Origin of the sequence: Francisella sp. LA112445, from assembly GCF_012224145.1 — a bacterium.
In the GTDB taxonomy this organism is placed as follows: domain Bacteria; phylum Pseudomonadota; class Gammaproteobacteria; order Francisellales; family Francisellaceae; genus Francisella.
Map to the genome: position 1 here is coordinate 1083065 of NZ_CP041030.1, position 15884 is coordinate 1098948.

Below are 15884 nucleotides of genomic sequence, written 5' to 3' on the forward strand. Positions count from 1 at the left end.
TATTTTCCTTGTATCAAATTTATTTCTTATACTTAAATGACAACCACTTATCATAAATAAAATCTTGATGGTTTGTTTCCATTTGATAATTCTGTACGTATGGTTTAACAAGATGTACGATAGCATTTGAATATAAAGGAATAATTGGATAATCCTTCATGCCTATCTCTGTAGCTTTTGTATAATAAGGTTGCGCAGCTTTAGCTGTAGGTTGTTGCTCCGCTTGGTTAATCACCTTGTCATATTCGGGATTACAATAGCCTGGATTATTTTGTGGATTATTACATGTCCACATATCTAAGAAATTATCAATCGTATTAAAGTCCGCTATCCAACCATCTCTAGCAACACCTTGATACTCATGTGCTTGTCTAACTTTAAGGAAAACTTTGAACTCAGAGTTTGCTTCAGTGCTATCTACTCCTAGAGTTTGTTTCCACATTTGAGCAATAGCTTCCATCACTTTTTTATGTACAGAATCTGTGTTGTATTCTATAGATATTTTTAAAGGATGCTCTTTTGAATAACCAGCTTCTTTATATAGTTTTTGAGCTAATGCGATACGCTTTTGCATTGGCCAATCTTTCCATTTATATGTAACATCTTTATAACGCCCATTTTCTATACTAGTAGGGAATAAACTATAAAGTGGAATATCACCTTCTTTTGTAACATATTTTGTAATATCTCTTCTATTAATTACTAAAGATAGAGCCTCACGTAGTTTTACATTATCTTTAAATGGTGCTTTCTCTAGATTAAAATCTAAATATTCCATGTCTAACCATTGAGTAGTTTTAAGCTGGCCAGGGAATTTTTTCTTAATTTCTCCAAGGTTACTTGTTGGAACATACATCACAAAATCTGCTCTACCTGCTGCATATGCATTATATGCAGATGTTCTATCTACGATAGGTAAAAATTCAACGTTTTTTATATGAACATTTTTAGCATCCCAATAGTATGGATTTTTCGTTACCGTAATATGCCCATTTGGAACCCATTCTTTTAGATAGTATGCACCATTTGAAACATATCTTCCTGGTTGGAAGAAAGCTTCGCCATCTTCTTCAACACCTGGCTTATAGGCAGGATATGAAATTGGATCAGCCATAATGCTTAGGAAGAAATAAACTGGATGTGATAGTGTAATCTGTAAAGTATGAGGGTCTAATGCTTTAACACCTAATGATGAAACAGGTTTTTTACCATCCATGATCGCTTGAGCATTTTCTATAGGGGCAAGCTTATAGCTCATTTCAGAAGCATTTTTAGGAGTAACATTACGTTGGAGTGAGTAGACGAAGTCTTCGGCTGTTACAGGTTTTCCATTTGACCACTTAGCATCTTTACGCAGATAAAAAGTATAAACCAAATGATTATCTGATACTTTCCATGATTTAGCAACACCAGGAACTGGTGTATTTGATTGATCTAGAGATAAAAGACCTTCACCGATATCAAATAGTATATTCAATGCTACATTAGTTTGCGCATGCATTGGATCTAACGAATCAGGTTCTGAGCCATTTGCTCTAACAAAAGTATCTTTGCCAGCAGGAGCATAAATACTTGCTTTAGATGAATCCAAGCTTTTACTAGAATCGCAGCTGGCTAAAGTCATTGATAGTAGTCCCGTTGCCACCATTAAAAATAATGTTTTTTTGTATTGCATATTTAATCCTTATGGTTTATTATTACGGCAAATTTATTTTAATAATCATTATCATTAATAAATTATTTTTCATAATTGTTCTTGCGAACATCTAATACTTTTACCACAGTTACAAATGCAGAATCAATTTGTTTCTAGCAAACATTAAGAATAATATTAAATTTAAATTAATAAGTTAAGGTGAATTTTTATTTAAAAAAATGAATAATAAAGACATTAAATGCGATAAATGTTAGATAATTATTTAATTTGATGTATGATAAAAAATCTCTAAAGAATATTTTTAATTATTTAGCTTTGATGTATCTATCGGTTTTCCATTGATTGCTATTACAGGACCAGGTTCTAAAGGAAGTTTTTTAATAGTTCTATCATCATATTGACAAGCGATCAAATTAAGCTTTCCTAATTCTTTAAATGATGAAGTAGGGCAACCATTTTTTATTTTGCTAGGAAGACAATAGCCTTTCCAAGTTCCAAAATCATGTGTTTCTAAACATTGCTTATACTCAGGTACAGATAAATACTTAGGAGTATAAGTCCCTGAATTAGTGCCTACCATTTTAGGTGGGCTTTGAACATTAGTCTTATCTGTATTACAGCTAGTTATTAACGCTGATAGTGACAAAAGTGATGCCGCAACAAGTGATATTTTTATTAATTTTCTCATATTTATCCTTTCTTTGTTATTTATTAAACATAACTATTATGAATAATACTTAGAGGATTTGATCATTACAAGAACTTTACATACAGTAAATAAGTAGGAGGTTATTAAATGTATTTTTAATTACTTTTATTTACTAAGTAAGAGATTTTTTTAGTTTCTTTTATGTTTTTAAATTTAAAATATATTAATAAGGAGGTTAAAATGGTACTCGCAACTGGATTTTAACAACAAAGCAAAAGTCTTTATTTACAATGCTTCGAGCTTTGTGTAATTTTTTGTATACCATACTTTGTATACCTCTATATTGAATTAGCTTATTTGTTTAGATGTTTTTTCTATAAGCCCTATAATATTTTGATAAATTTCAGATTTATATTTATTATCAGTATTTAAGTCTTGTTGAAGTTGTTTTGCAATAGGTAATATTTTACTAGTCATATTTTGTATTCTTTTTATACAATATGCTTCTTTAAAACCAATAGATTTACCTAGCTCTGCAAAGTGTTTTTTTTGTATTTGACAAAACTTATATTTACTATCGACCTTCATTGACATTTTAGCCTTTTGATATGGTTGACCATAAATTATAGTTGATAAAATATCATATAAAGGAGCAAGCTCTATTTTTGAATTTTTATATAATAGTGAAAAGTTTTTTGCATGAGCATCACCATTTCCTATTAAAAAATTGAAAATACTAGCATCAAACAGAGCTACTTTATTAGTTAGCGACATCTTACCATGTTTAATAAGAGTATTTATTAATTCAAAACAGTTAATAAGTGAAGGCCCACCTTCATTTTGATATTTAATATCTGGTTCAATATCCAAAGCTTGACAGAAATCTTCTTGATGAAGTCTAATAATTTTTCCGTCAGGTGAGACTTCTCTATCATATCTCTCTACTATATAAAAAGGATTATTTCCTAACCAAATAATATCTGGCTTTGAAGCGCTTAATCCCATAGCACTAGCCAATCGCATACAAAAAAATTCATTAAAAACAGTATCATCTAGCTCATCAATTGCCGGTTTAATAATATGAGTAGATGGAGTATTGTGTAAAGGAATAGCAACTTGATTCTCTACGAAAGCAATCATCATTTTATCTTGAGCACCAGCCCCAGAGATTCTAAAGTCATCTTCACCAATAAGCAAAGGACGAACTTTAAGTTCATTAAAAAGCCTATAAGCTTCATCATCCTTTAAAATACGATAATCATTATCTGTATGGTTATCAACTGATGGTTGTCCATCATATACTGATATAGCACCAGCACACTCGCCACCAATAGCTTTGAGAAGCTCAAAAGTATTTTTATTAGAAATATGTAAATATTTTGCTAATCTTGATCTAGCAGGCTCATCAGGTAACAGTCCAGAAAAAAATGGGTGAACTACATCATGCTTATACTCGTTTTCAGATAAAGGAATACTTATGGATATAGTTTGAGCATTTTCTAAATCTAAATATTCTTTTGAATAGCTAAAGCTTAGTTTTGAACCTTGTTTTTTTAGATATCCAATATGTATGTCTTTTAAAAATACATTTAGTTGGCTAGACATTATCAATCCTCCATCCAATCACATCCAACAGAAATTACCAAGCCTAAACTACTAGCAAGTTGTATAACTTTTCCAATATGAGCTGTACTCTTACCATTTTCGACTTCACCTATAAATCTAGTCCCTAATCCAGAAATACCAGCAAGATCAGTTTGAGTTAAGCCTTGCTTTTTTCTAGCTTTCCTAATTAATAGACCTAAGTCTTTACTATCAAATATATTTTTTTGCATATTATATTCCCTATCGGTAAGAATCTATACTATAAAACTCAAGAGAGGTAATATTTATTACCGTACGGTATTATTGTATATGTTTTTCATATATTTATCTTTAAATATTACCGATAAGGAATATTTTTTCTAAAAAAAGAAAGAATTTTATCATTTCAAAAGCGTGACATCGTGACAAGCTTTGATTTATCCAATACATGCAGGTACACCCGATATTTGAACTTATGTGACAAAACCAGTAGCTGAACTTGTGAGAATATTTGAAATTTTTAATTTCTAATATTCGCAACAAGTAAAGACCGAAGGTCGCTATCTTGAATTAAATATTCTGTCAATAACTAATGCTGTAATTTCTTGACAAAGTTTAATCTGTTCAATGTCAAAAGGAGTTTAATTTTTTATTCATAATTTTCCATAGGTCGGAATTGTCCTGACCTAAAAAGATTAAATACGTTAAGAATGAATTGAAGGAGACTAGAATGAAGAAAATAATAAAATTACGAGCTGTAATAGAATTAACAGGATTATCACGATCTACGATTTACGATTATATGTCTAGAGGCATGTTTCCAAAACAGATAAGGCTTGGAGAGAACTCGGTAGCTTGGCTTGAGTCTGAAGTAGTTGAGTGGCTCGATGAGAAGATTAAACAAAGAGACGAGGCTTAATATGATAACTAATATTAAAGATGCTCAGATTATATTTGAAGAGTTAGCTAAACTTGATGACCTTCAGTACGAGCAAATATATGAAGAGAAAGCAAAGGAACTCAATGTGAAGCCTTCTTTTGTAACTAAACAGGTAGAAAAAATCAAAACATTAGCAAGAAAAGAAAATGATGATATCGTTGAGAGTATTGACGGTTTTGATGGATCTGTCTGTGGAGTTGAGTTAGCTGATCAAATTGAGAGTATATTTGATAGATATGTATTTTTACCTGAGGGTGGTAATACAGCTATTACATTATGGATCATGGGAACCTATGTGTTTAATTCATTTAGAATATTCCCTAATCTGTCAATCACCAGTCCCGAACGCAGATGTGGTAAAAGTTCAACTCTTGATCTAATTGAGGCATTAGCTAATAAGTCACTATTAACTAGTAACATTACGCCAGCAGCTATTTTTCGACTAATAGAAAAATATCAGCCAACGCTTCTTATTGATGAAGCTGATACTTTTGTCTCTGGTAGGAACGATGACATGATAGGAATTATTAACTCTGGTCATGCAAAAAATAGAGCTGTAATAATTCGTACAGTCGGAGATAATTACGACTCGAAGAAATTTTCTACATGGTCACCTAAGGTTTTTGCATCTATTAAACCATTACAAGGAACAGTTATGGATAGATCTATTGAGGTACGACTTCGTAGAAAAACTATCCACGAAATTGTAGATCGTTTACCAGTAAACTTTAAGGATCAATGTTTAGAAATTCGCTCTAAACTTTTAAAGTGGGGAACTGATCATCAAGATGATATTCGCTTTGCCAAAGTATCTTTACCGCGTATTGAAAATGATCGAGCTATGGATAATTGGCATCCACTATTTTGTATTGCTGAGAATTTAGATAGTGATTGGCTTGATAAATGCATCAAGGCTTACAAGGTCATTACATTTAATCGAGATCAGAAAACTCATCAAATACAGCTACTCGAAGATATAGCAGAAATATTTGAAGTTACAAATTACGAGCGTATTTTTACAGCTGAACTAATTTCTCATCTCATACAAATGGAGGAAAGACCTTGGGTTAGTTGGCTCCATGGTAAACCTATAAATGCGAACGCTCTTGCTAAAATGTTAGCAGGATTTGAGATATATTCTTCAACTCTTAGACGAGATTATAACCGTAAAAAAGGTTATAAGCGTTCAGATTTTGAAGATGCATTTAATAGGTATTTGAGCCGAAATAGCTAGATAAATTAGAAACAAAACATAACGGCAAAGTATTGACTTTGGGTGAGTTTTTAGATGACTTATTACTTTTGTCAAAGTAAGTAAATAATCAAGCTAATTTATTAAGCTATTAAATAAACCCCAAAGGCTAGAGTTTCTCAATATCGTCCGCCCTTAGCTGTAAGCAGGGCGTTAGACAGAGCCGATTATTGATTAACTCTTCGCCGCTTCCCCAAGAATTTGGGGAATGCTCAGCCCACCGTCTGCGCTACGCTTGACCAACGAGTTTCACACGATGGACTAAAGCCGAGCAAAGCACCCTGTCGCAGGCTAAGGGCACAGTAACAAGTTTGCTAGTCTAAGTTCCATCACGCGGAAGCTGGCAAAACCCGTTGGTCAACCCTATCGGGCCGACGGTGGGCAAGGCGTAATGCTTCGCATAATTTAATACTTAGAAACGCTAATGTAAAAGATTTATATAACCCAGCGGTCATCTAAATCTACTAGCGTTTCAGATTAGGAGTTAAAAAAATGAAACAACATACATACAAAAGTACAAACAAAAATAGTATCAATATAGAGCTATTACCATTTATGCTGATTTTATTACCAGTGATTTCAGCTATAGTAATTTTAATTTCGGCAAGAAGCCCAAATCTTCAAGGGCTATTTGCAATTTTGGAGAGAATATCAGGAGGTTTTGGATTTCATTCTGACTATGGCTGGCTTTGGCGAGCTGTACTATTTTTCCCATTTTTAAGCGTTGCATACTATATAGGTTTTACAATGCTTAAATATCAACAACAAACTTTTGGTATTCAGAGTTTAAGATTAAGCATTAAAGCATTATTTATATTTGTCTTTTCATGTTTCTTGATAGGGGTTGGCTGGGTAATAGCAGTCTACGTATCTAAAGTTATGAATTTTATGGATTTCTATGGGAATCTACTTGATAGAGTTGCAACTTTAACAAATCAGTATCCATACACAAAAGCATACTCTTTATTAAAAGATTATATCTGGGCTAACTTAGTATGCTTTTATATAACTCTAGCTATTTTTAGTATAGCTCACTTAGTACTATCTAAAACTATTTACCCTAGTAAAATTGAACCATTCTTTAGCGAATATATTTCTAATAAAGCCTCTGCAAATAAAAAATCAGAAGGGCTTAAAAGTTCAGAAGATGAATATAAAGAGCTTCAACAAAGATTGAAAAATATCAAAAAGTTTCTCCCTCAGCAGTACTTCAAGGATGGACAAATATTCCTATGTAAAGATATTGATACCAATAAACCAATTTATCTAAATGATAAATTGATTTTGGATAAAGAGCTTAAACACGTTGCTATCGTCGGTTCATCGGGTTCCGGTAAAAGCGTGTTTAGTCAAAGCTTTTTGGTACAGATGATAACCAAAGGCTTCCCAGTAGTTGCATTTGATCCCAATCAAGATGAACATATGATGAAAAATTTAAAGTATAATGCTGAAAAAATGGACAAAAAATTTCACTGGATAAATTTCAATGAATATGACAACCCACAGATAGATCTGCTTCAGGGATGTAATTCCGCTGAGTTTAGAGCTTTGACCAACCTATTGTTTCCAGCTTTGGCAATTAAAGAAACGGATGGTAACTATTATTCTCAGTTTTCACGAGATGCTAGAAGTAATTTTTATGAGCCAGAACTAGAAGGTGTAAAATCAATGTATGACTTACACTGTAAGGTTTTTAAGAAGTATGGTGAAGAAGCCTTACTTGATGAAACTGGTAAATTACCACAATTTGTAAATGAGTGGCGTAATTTCGCGAAGGTTCCAATGTTTAAGGTTGCAGATAGTCTATCAATAGCTGACGCACTAAATAATGGAGATGTTATTTATATATCATGTCCAGATATGTCAGCAGATGATGAGATTACATATTTATGTAAAGCATTCTTCTTAAGAGTGTTACAAATCATATCTAAAGATAATCCTAAACTTGTAACCAAGCATATATTTCTCTTTGTAGATGAGTTCGCAGATTTCATTAATAAAACAATGAAAGGAACTATCGAAAAAGTGAGAAAAAAGGGATGTACACTTTTGATGAATATGACAAGTTTCGAAAATCTTGATGGAATTTCTAAAGATATCAAAGGTTCAGCAGTTATTGATACTGTCAAGATAAATACAATCAAACTTATTTATCAGCAACCACATGAAGAAATATCAGCTAAGGCTAGTAATATGACTGGGCAGAAAATAATCAAGGTAGAAAGGCACCAAATTAAGAGAAATGAAGCATTAAAAGAGCTTGAAGAAGTATCTGAAACAACTCAATTTGCACAAAAAACTAATGTGTTTAGCTCAACACTTATAGAAAATCTACCTGCTAAGGTTGGCATTCTCATTGGTGTAGGTTTACCAAAGCTAGTACAAACAGAGGTGCTCAAATATCCAGCTGATACAAAGTATCCAAATCTTATCGAGGCTACTCCATATCAAGAAGACAAAAAGCCAATTGAAAGTAATGACATAATGGGGGCTTTATAATGATTGAAACAAGAGGGCGAAAAGATCTTATAGAGCAAGGCAATAAACGAGTTAAGCTTGCTTTAAATTTCTTAGCTGATGAAGTATATACCAATAGACAGATCTTGAAAGAAGTGACTGGAATCACTTCATCTCAAGGTATTGGTGGATTTATTAAAAGACTAGAAAAACTAGGTTTTGCTAGAGAGATAAATCTACCAAGTGTAGAAGAACCAAATAAAATCTATAAGATAATCGGTATAACTTCACAAGGTATGGCTGAAGCTAATCATCTTGATAGAAGAGGTTTTGAGATAAGCAAACTTAAACATAGCCAGCTATTGCATAAGTTTCTTTGTCAGCAGATACATTTACAAGCAATTAAACAAAACCACAAATATATTAGTGGTAGATGGCTAACTGATGAATGGTTTGGTGGTAAAAATGTCAAAAGACCAGATGCGATTATCATTACACAATATAACCAAAAAATAGCTATAGAAGCAGAGCGAACTATAAAGAGTAAATATCGCTATCAGCAGATAATAGTTCAATATCTGAAAATGATAAAAGCTAATCAAATAACAAAGGTTAGGTATGTAATGCCAGATCAAGCTAAGGCTCAAATGGTTGAAAAAGCTATTAAGTCAATAAAGTTAGTGACTATTTCAACTAATGGGCAGAAAAGACAATTTAGTCTAACAGATGATGTTTGGAAATGGTTTGAGTTTATATGTTTGAAATAATCCAAGCATTCTTATGATAAGATTTTTTCTACAACCTCATCAAAATGATCTAACATTTTTATTTCGAGCTTTAAGCCTATAAATTGATCATCATTTTTGAGCTTTTCAAAATATTCTGTTGCGCCAAGTTTATTATTAAATTTTTTTGTGTATACCTCTATAACTTTTTTGGTTTTAATATTTGTTATTGTAACTGTATAGGATTTATCTGCTTTAGTCATTAAGTACTTAATAAAATTATTGTTTTGGATATCTTTGGAATTTAAAATATATTTCATGATTTCAAGCTTAAACGAGTCTGGCTTTGTAATCATATTCCGCCATATATTTACATCAGTAGGTCTTACGGAAAAAACTTTAGCAAACTCAACACCTTTAAGTTTCAGTTTTTCTTGTGCTTTAATAACAGTATTTCTAGCATCAATTAATTCATATAACTGTTGTTTTAGTAAAGTATCTATAGTTGAATTATAAAGTAGAACTATACTCTCTGTTTTTAATCTTCTACCAATTGATGAAAATGTATCTAAATGTATATTTTTGCTATCAATATTTGTTTTTATATACTTATTTAATTTATCTTTTGATATAAAAAAGTAACAATAGTTATATTTTTGTTTTAATATTTTTGCGTTTACACTATAGGCTGTAACTTCGTCTAAGTCTAATTTACCTAAAGAGAATAGTATAAATCTGTACCTATTTTGTACTTCTTTCATATTGTCTTTAGTCTATGGTTTTGAGATTGATGTATATTCTACATGAAAAATATTTAATCTGTTGATTTTATACCTAATATTAGTTATCTTGTAAATATTGTAATACAATATTTATTATATGATAAGCGAATTTTTCTCAAAAAATATTTCAACTCATAATATCGGCTTAATAGTATTAGGGTTAGCCACAGGAGCAGGTAAGACTACATCAATTTATGATGTGATTAATAATCATTGCCAAACAACAAATAATAAGAAGTTTTACTATATTACAGATCAACATATAAACATAAAAAGTGTTTTTAATAAAATATTAAATATTAGTTCTAGAATATATATCAAGTCACGAAGAGATCTAATAATTGACATTTTAAAAGAAAATAATATTACCAATCTTTCTCAATTTATAGAAAAAATTATTCCTGATAAATATATTAGAGATACTAGAGTTTTTAGTATTACAAAAGAAACGCTAGAGATTGACCATAAAGGTAAAATTTTAGGTAGTGCTATTTCAGAAATTAGAGAAGCTATATATCGGTTGTTCTTAGATGAATTAAAAACTAAAGATGATAATAATAATCAAGAAAAATACAAACAATGGTTAAAGACTAGCTATCAAGGTAAAAAAATTAGTCAAATATTTCCAGAGATTATATTAGATGATAAGCAAGTTGTTGTTATGACAACAAAAAGAATGATGTCGAAGTTTAATTATCTTTATAAAAGTCCTAAATTTGGCTGGGAACATATTGCAGAAGATAAAAATGCTGTAGTTTTTTTCGATGAGTCTGACGCCGTTGCTGATACTATTCAGCAATCACTATTTGAAGATACCCGAAGTATTGATCTACTTGGTAGCATGAGACGACTTAACGATCATATTCATTTTTTACCTCAAAAGTTTAGAGATATTCTTGATAACAAAGGTATAACTAAATATGCCCAAGATATTATTGATATCTCAGAAAAATTAAACGAAGAGTTTGGTTTTAAAAATACTTTTTATATAGATGATGAACCATCAAAAACAGAGATTAGATTGTTTAAATATCTAAACTCCTCGTATATGACATCGAAAGATTTTTATGTTAGAAAATTTGATACTGACTTGCAGAATTATATTTATATGAATAATTTAGAAGAAAATTATGATTTTAGAATATCAGATTTTATTTCTAAGGTGATCAACTTTATAGATAAACGGTTTGTACGTACTGCCTATAATTATGCTAGGTTCCGAACCACAGAAAAGTCTAATCTAACCCAACAAAATCTGACTACAGATGAACAAGAATTAAAAGTTTTTTTGGATTGCTATCTAGGCGTAGAAGAATCTAGTCTAAAAAAATATATATTTAATTCATTTAATCAAGTTAAGACCGAGCACCAAAAAAATATACTTGGCATCAAGTTTAAAAGTTTTTATGAGAGTGGTTTAGATATTACAAGTTGTACTACAGCAAATATTAGTAATGCTGTAAATATTTATACATATAGATGCTTTCTAACAAAGGAAAAGGTCTTAGAAAAATTAGCTAAGAATAATCTAGTATTTTGTGTATCTGCTACAGCAGAAGTCTATAATCCTATGGTGAATTTTGATTTAGAATATCTAAAAAAAGTTATGGGCGATAGGTACATTACAATACCACCATCTATAAAGCATAAACTTACTGAGTATTATAATAATGAAAGAGTTGTAGATAATAAAATTGAACCATTGTGCATCAAACCATCTGATGAATATGGAATTTTGGATCATATAGAATTACGTCAAGATCAAAGAACAAGGTATAAAAACTGTTTTGGGTTTATCAAGATATTCACTGAATCAGATTCTACTGTAGCTTTAGCATTTTTTAATAAAGCTATGAGTGATGATATTAGCTTTCAGCAGTCAAAGATTGAAGATTGTCTTGAGGAATATGGGCTAGATAGCGATAATCTAATCAAAATAGATGCTAGTAGCTTTAGAAACTCTATAAAGCACAATGATAGAATAAATGAAAGGTTACAGACTATATATGACAAAAGGTTAAAAAAGAAACTATTAATAGTAACAGCCTATGGTTCAGCAGCTACAGGCATAAATATACACTATGATAAAGGTATATTAGAGTGTGGCGAGCCCAGTGGTACAGAAATTGACATTGATATGCTATATCTAGATGGTGTAACTAACTTATTACCAAACAACAATTATGAAGACATAAATCGAGATCAAGATCTGATAGCCGCTTTATATGCTTATACGTACTTATATGAAAACAGTCAGCTATCATACAATCAATATGAGCGTATAACAAAAAGTTTACAAGAAAGACGATTTATAAAGACTACTGATTTTTATAAACTTCCAGCTGTTAATAATAGAGCAGTAGCAACTTTGATCCAAGCAATAGGAAGAATATCTCGAACAGATAATAAACAGGATGTAACTAGAATATGCTATAGTGAAGATGTGAATGATATTATAAGCAGATATACCCTAGAGGATTTTTTGGTTACTCGTGAATTTAAAACACTATATGAAAATATAACCTCCAAAAGAAGTGTCTTTGATAGTGATATAGATAAAAATATAATGGATAATCATGTTTATAAAACTAATTTTAGAGCTAGATATCAAATAAATGGTATGCTGATGGAATTGAATAATAATGAAGACTCAGCTCTCAAAGACTGGCAAGTATTACGAGAAGTAGTTCTAAAAAATCCGACCATAAATAATGTTGAAGATAATATTTTTAAAGAATTATACATAGATACGCAGTATATAATCCCAGAATATAGAGACCCTAAAACAGGAATTATTCAGTATAAGCAAGATACTGACTATAAAAGTGTTGAGCTAGTAAAGGAAAAAGGTATTAGCATATCTGACTATAACTGTGGACTTGATAAGTTAATGAGCCATAATGTTTTGCGAAAATATTTTCAACAAAAGGGCTATGCTACCTCAATAGATACAGCAGCTAGATATATTATGTCGCCGATAATATATAACAATATTTATAAAGGAGCATTAGGCGAAGCAGTAGTTGAGTTTGTACTTACAAAATTAACTGGCTGTGAGCTAGAGTTTTTGCCAGCTCATAATTATGAAGCTATGGACTTCAAGGTTTTAGGTAAAGATATTTATATTGATGCAAAACTACATAGGTTTAGTGATAATATTGAGTATAAAGATTTGAGACAAGATTTACTAAAAAAGTCTACAAAACTACAAGCAGAGAAGTTAATTATCATAAATGTATATGAAACTGAAACAATTGCCATTCAGCAGCAGTTTCAAGCACCTATAGAGTTAGAAAATGGTGTCAAAGTATTTGTAATATCATGGCTAATTAATAGGGAAAATGAGTTTTGTGACAATGCTCTAAAACTCTTATCAAAGGAGGTATTTTAATATGGAAAATGATATTAGTGGTCAAACGTTATTAAATTTGAATCTTTTTAATGTAGATATTGATTTTGACAAGATTTATGAGGATTTTGATATATGGACTATTAAGCAAAAAGGTAAAAGATATGCTTCATATAGTGATATGGATACTATAATAGGCTTTGATAAAATTATGGCGGTATTTAAGCCTTATGATGGGCGAATATGGATATTGCTCAAAAAAAATGCTCAAAACCTTAAAGAAAGTGTAGATAGTAATTTGTATGATGTTGAGAAAATGCCAAGAGAAGACTTTGTTAAATATCCAAAGTCTAAGATGAATATGGTGAATCTTCTGCTAAATAGTCTACCAAAGTCTATAGAAAAATCCGGTTATGCTCGCCGTTTTGGTGATAATGTTGCTGGTGGTTTATATATACTTAATTCTAAAACATTATCAAAATTATCTAAGAATCTGCCTAATTATATACAGGCATATCATATCAAATTTGAAAATAGTACTCTTGATATTGATAACAAGTATAATCAATTAGTTTTTAGTGAAGAAGAAAGGACTGCTTGTAAACTAAGCTATCTTAAAAAAATACTTTCTCCTAGAGAGTTACAAAAAACCAGAAAATATAACAAACTAAAGCTTGATCCTAAAGCTAGGGCTCTTATGGTTAATAAGCGTGATGATAAAGATGCATATATTTTTTATGGCAGTAGTAAAATCACATATGATAAACCAAAAAGAACTGAGCATGTAAGTATTGGGGTAGGCGAAGAAAAATATTATAAAAGTAGGTCTGCAGTATATGAGAGTGCTTATGACTATATTCAAGAATATCTAGGTAAGTATTTAAATATCACACAAGAAAATAAGCTTGCATATAGAAAAGAGGTTTCAATTAGAAAAACATCCAAGCAATATCTAGATAGTAAAATCAAAAATAAAACAAAAATATATTTTGTTAATAAGTCTCGAGGAAATATTGATAGATCACTACCATATAATAACTTATTTGAATTTGTTGATGAGGTAAAACCTAAACAGTTAAATATTGTATGTGTCGACAATAAAGATAGTTACGAGGACAATAAACAAGAAGATAGCTATGAGAGATTCAGTTATCTCGCTAGTGAAGTTAGGCAACATATTTATTATGAAAATTTACTAGGTAAACAGGATGATATAATCACAAGATTAAGCGCCTGCGTAAGAGAAACATTATTTAAAAATGATATTCTAGAACGCAAAATAACAGTTTTTGATTATGCAAAACTGAACTTAACTGAGCCATTTAAAATTATTATGCTTGGTAAAATCAAAGGCAAGGATGCTATTATCGAAGCTTGTTCGATGACTATTCGTCCAGATGGCAGTTCTGAATTTTTCGAGACAGATTACTCTTTGAATAGTAAAATTATAGAAAATCTATATAAACAAGGGTGTCGTTATGTCTTTAAATATAAAGAGGATGTTAATTTTTTGAAAGAAAGTAATGTATCATCATTACATTATATAGATAATTATAGTAAAAGTGTTGTAAAAAAATATGAGCGAAATGAATATCCTAAAAACTATTTAATTAAAAACCTTTTGGATATTATTTTAAGTTTTGATGATATTAGTGATTTTTATACTAAATTTTTTAACTATATTTATGAAAACTTAGATGCGCCACCACGAGCAGAGGAGTATGATCTCTCTCATGGTGATGATACTAATGGTTTTTATTATCAGTTGGCAAGTAATATTTTAGCAACTGATAATCTTGCTAATCTAACTAAAAAATCTTTTGAAAAATCTTTACTAAAAGGGTTATATGGCAAATCTAGAGATAAACATAAAAGCTTAAAAAATACTCTAGAAAGTAGAGATATTCATATAGAAGATAAATCTAAGTCTAAATATCAGGAGATCAACTCAGAAGGATTTGATATTCACTATTTTAATTACCTTAATAAAAATGGTAATAAGACTCTAGCATATAAAGTTGGTCAATCTGCTGGAGGAAATAAAGAGTTTAAATTAACTAATAAAGCAAAAATATGGCTACTTGAAGCAGAAAATAGCTCAGCTATAATGGAGTTTTTATTAGATACTCTTGATGTTGACTTTGTAGGTTCTGGAAAGGCTCTTGCTCATCCATTTTTTTGTAAATATCTAAAGGAAGCTGTTGCTAGTTTAAAAGGCTGGTCAGATAATTAGAAATTCTGATAAAATCTTAATCTTGATTGGTATAAAATAACTTTTTGGTTGTAACCAAGGATTTTCATTAGGTCTTTTTCTTGAGTTAAAAAATATATTAATAGGGTTTGTGAGTAAAAGAACAACTCCTACAATAATAAATGATGAGTCGAAAAGATAAAAATATAAAACTGCGGGGTAATGCCCTAAAAATACTGCTTTTAACTATATCAATACTCATGTTTTTTACAGTACTTTACTCTTTTACTTTTGTAAT

The 15884-nt window shown here is 30.5% G+C and carries 11 protein-coding genes; 6 read left to right on the plus strand and 5 right to left on the minus strand.

Annotation, left to right across the window (positions count from 1 at the left end; translation table 11 throughout):
• Window positions 1-19 precede the first annotated feature (19 nt).
• The 4 genes from FIP56_RS05330 to FIP56_RS05345 form a co-directional block, all read right to left on the minus strand.
• Window positions 20-1675 (minus strand): peptide ABC transporter substrate-binding protein, encoded by a 1656-nt coding sequence (locus FIP56_RS05330; protein ID WP_192577909.1) that lies wholly within the window; start codon window positions 1673-1675, stop codon window positions 20-22.
• Between the two features lie 283 nt (window positions 1676-1958).
• On the minus strand, window positions 1959-2345 hold the full coding sequence (locus FIP56_RS05335; RefSeq protein ID WP_192577910.1) for a hypothetical protein: 387 nt from the start codon (window positions 2343-2345) through the stop codon (window positions 1959-1961).
• Window positions 2346-2654: 309 nt separating this feature from the next.
• Complete coding sequence (locus FIP56_RS05340) at window positions 2655-3911, minus strand: type II toxin-antitoxin system HipA family toxin (RefSeq protein ID WP_192577911.1); 1257 nt, start codon at window positions 3909-3911, stop codon at window positions 2655-2657.
• 2 nt (window positions 3912-3913) lie between these two features.
• Complete coding sequence (locus FIP56_RS05345) at window positions 3914-4141, minus strand: helix-turn-helix transcriptional regulator (protein ID WP_192577912.1); 228 nt, start codon at window positions 4139-4141, stop codon at window positions 3914-3916.
• A 479-nt stretch (window positions 4142-4620) separates the two neighbouring features.
• Between FIP56_RS05345 and FIP56_RS05350 the strand changes: the two genes are divergently transcribed.
• The 4 genes from FIP56_RS05350 (at window position 4621) to FIP56_RS05365 (ending at window position 9306) form a co-directional block, all read left to right on the plus strand.
• Window positions 4621-4809: an AlpA family transcriptional regulator gene (locus FIP56_RS05350; protein WP_192577913.1), complete on the plus strand. Its 189-nt coding sequence runs from the start codon at window positions 4621-4623 to the stop codon at window positions 4807-4809.
• A gap of 1 nt (window position 4810) precedes the next feature.
• Window positions 4811-6064 carry a DUF3631 domain-containing protein gene (locus FIP56_RS05355; protein ID WP_192577914.1) on the plus strand — a complete coding sequence of 418 codons (1254 nt, stop codon included), beginning with the start codon at window positions 4811-4813 and terminating at the stop codon, window positions 6062-6064.
• A 510-nt stretch (window positions 6065-6574) separates the two neighbouring features.
• On the plus strand, window positions 6575-8581 hold the full coding sequence (locus FIP56_RS05360; protein WP_192577915.1) for a DUF87 domain-containing protein: 2007 nt from the start codon (window positions 6575-6577) through the stop codon (window positions 8579-8581).
• Window positions 8581-9306 carry a TriL protein gene (locus FIP56_RS05365; RefSeq protein WP_192577916.1) on the plus strand — a complete coding sequence of 242 codons (726 nt, stop codon included), beginning with the start codon at window positions 8581-8583 and terminating at the stop codon, window positions 9304-9306. Before FIP56_RS05360 ends, FIP56_RS05365 begins: the two co-directional genes overlap by 1 nt.
• An 11-nt stretch (window positions 9307-9317) precedes the next feature.
• Here FIP56_RS05365 and FIP56_RS05370 read toward each other — a convergent pair whose 3' ends face one another.
• Window positions 9318-10025 carry a hypothetical protein gene (locus tag FIP56_RS05370; protein ID WP_192577917.1) on the minus strand — a complete coding sequence of 236 codons (708 nt, stop codon included), beginning with the start codon at window positions 10023-10025 and terminating at the stop codon, window positions 9318-9320.
• Window positions 10026-10143: 118 nt separating this feature from the next.
• On the opposite strand from FIP56_RS05370, the gene FIP56_RS05375 reads away from it, so the two are divergent.
• A complete protein-coding gene (locus tag FIP56_RS05375; RefSeq protein WP_192577918.1) occupies window positions 10144-13437 on the plus strand; it encodes a hypothetical protein in 3294 nt (1097 codons plus the stop codon).
• A gap of 1 nt (window position 13438) precedes the next feature.
• Window positions 13439-15628, plus strand: a complete 2190-nt coding sequence (locus FIP56_RS05380; protein ID WP_192577919.1) for a hypothetical protein — start codon at window positions 13439-13441, stop codon at window positions 15626-15628.
• Window positions 15629-15884: the final 256 nt, after the last annotated feature.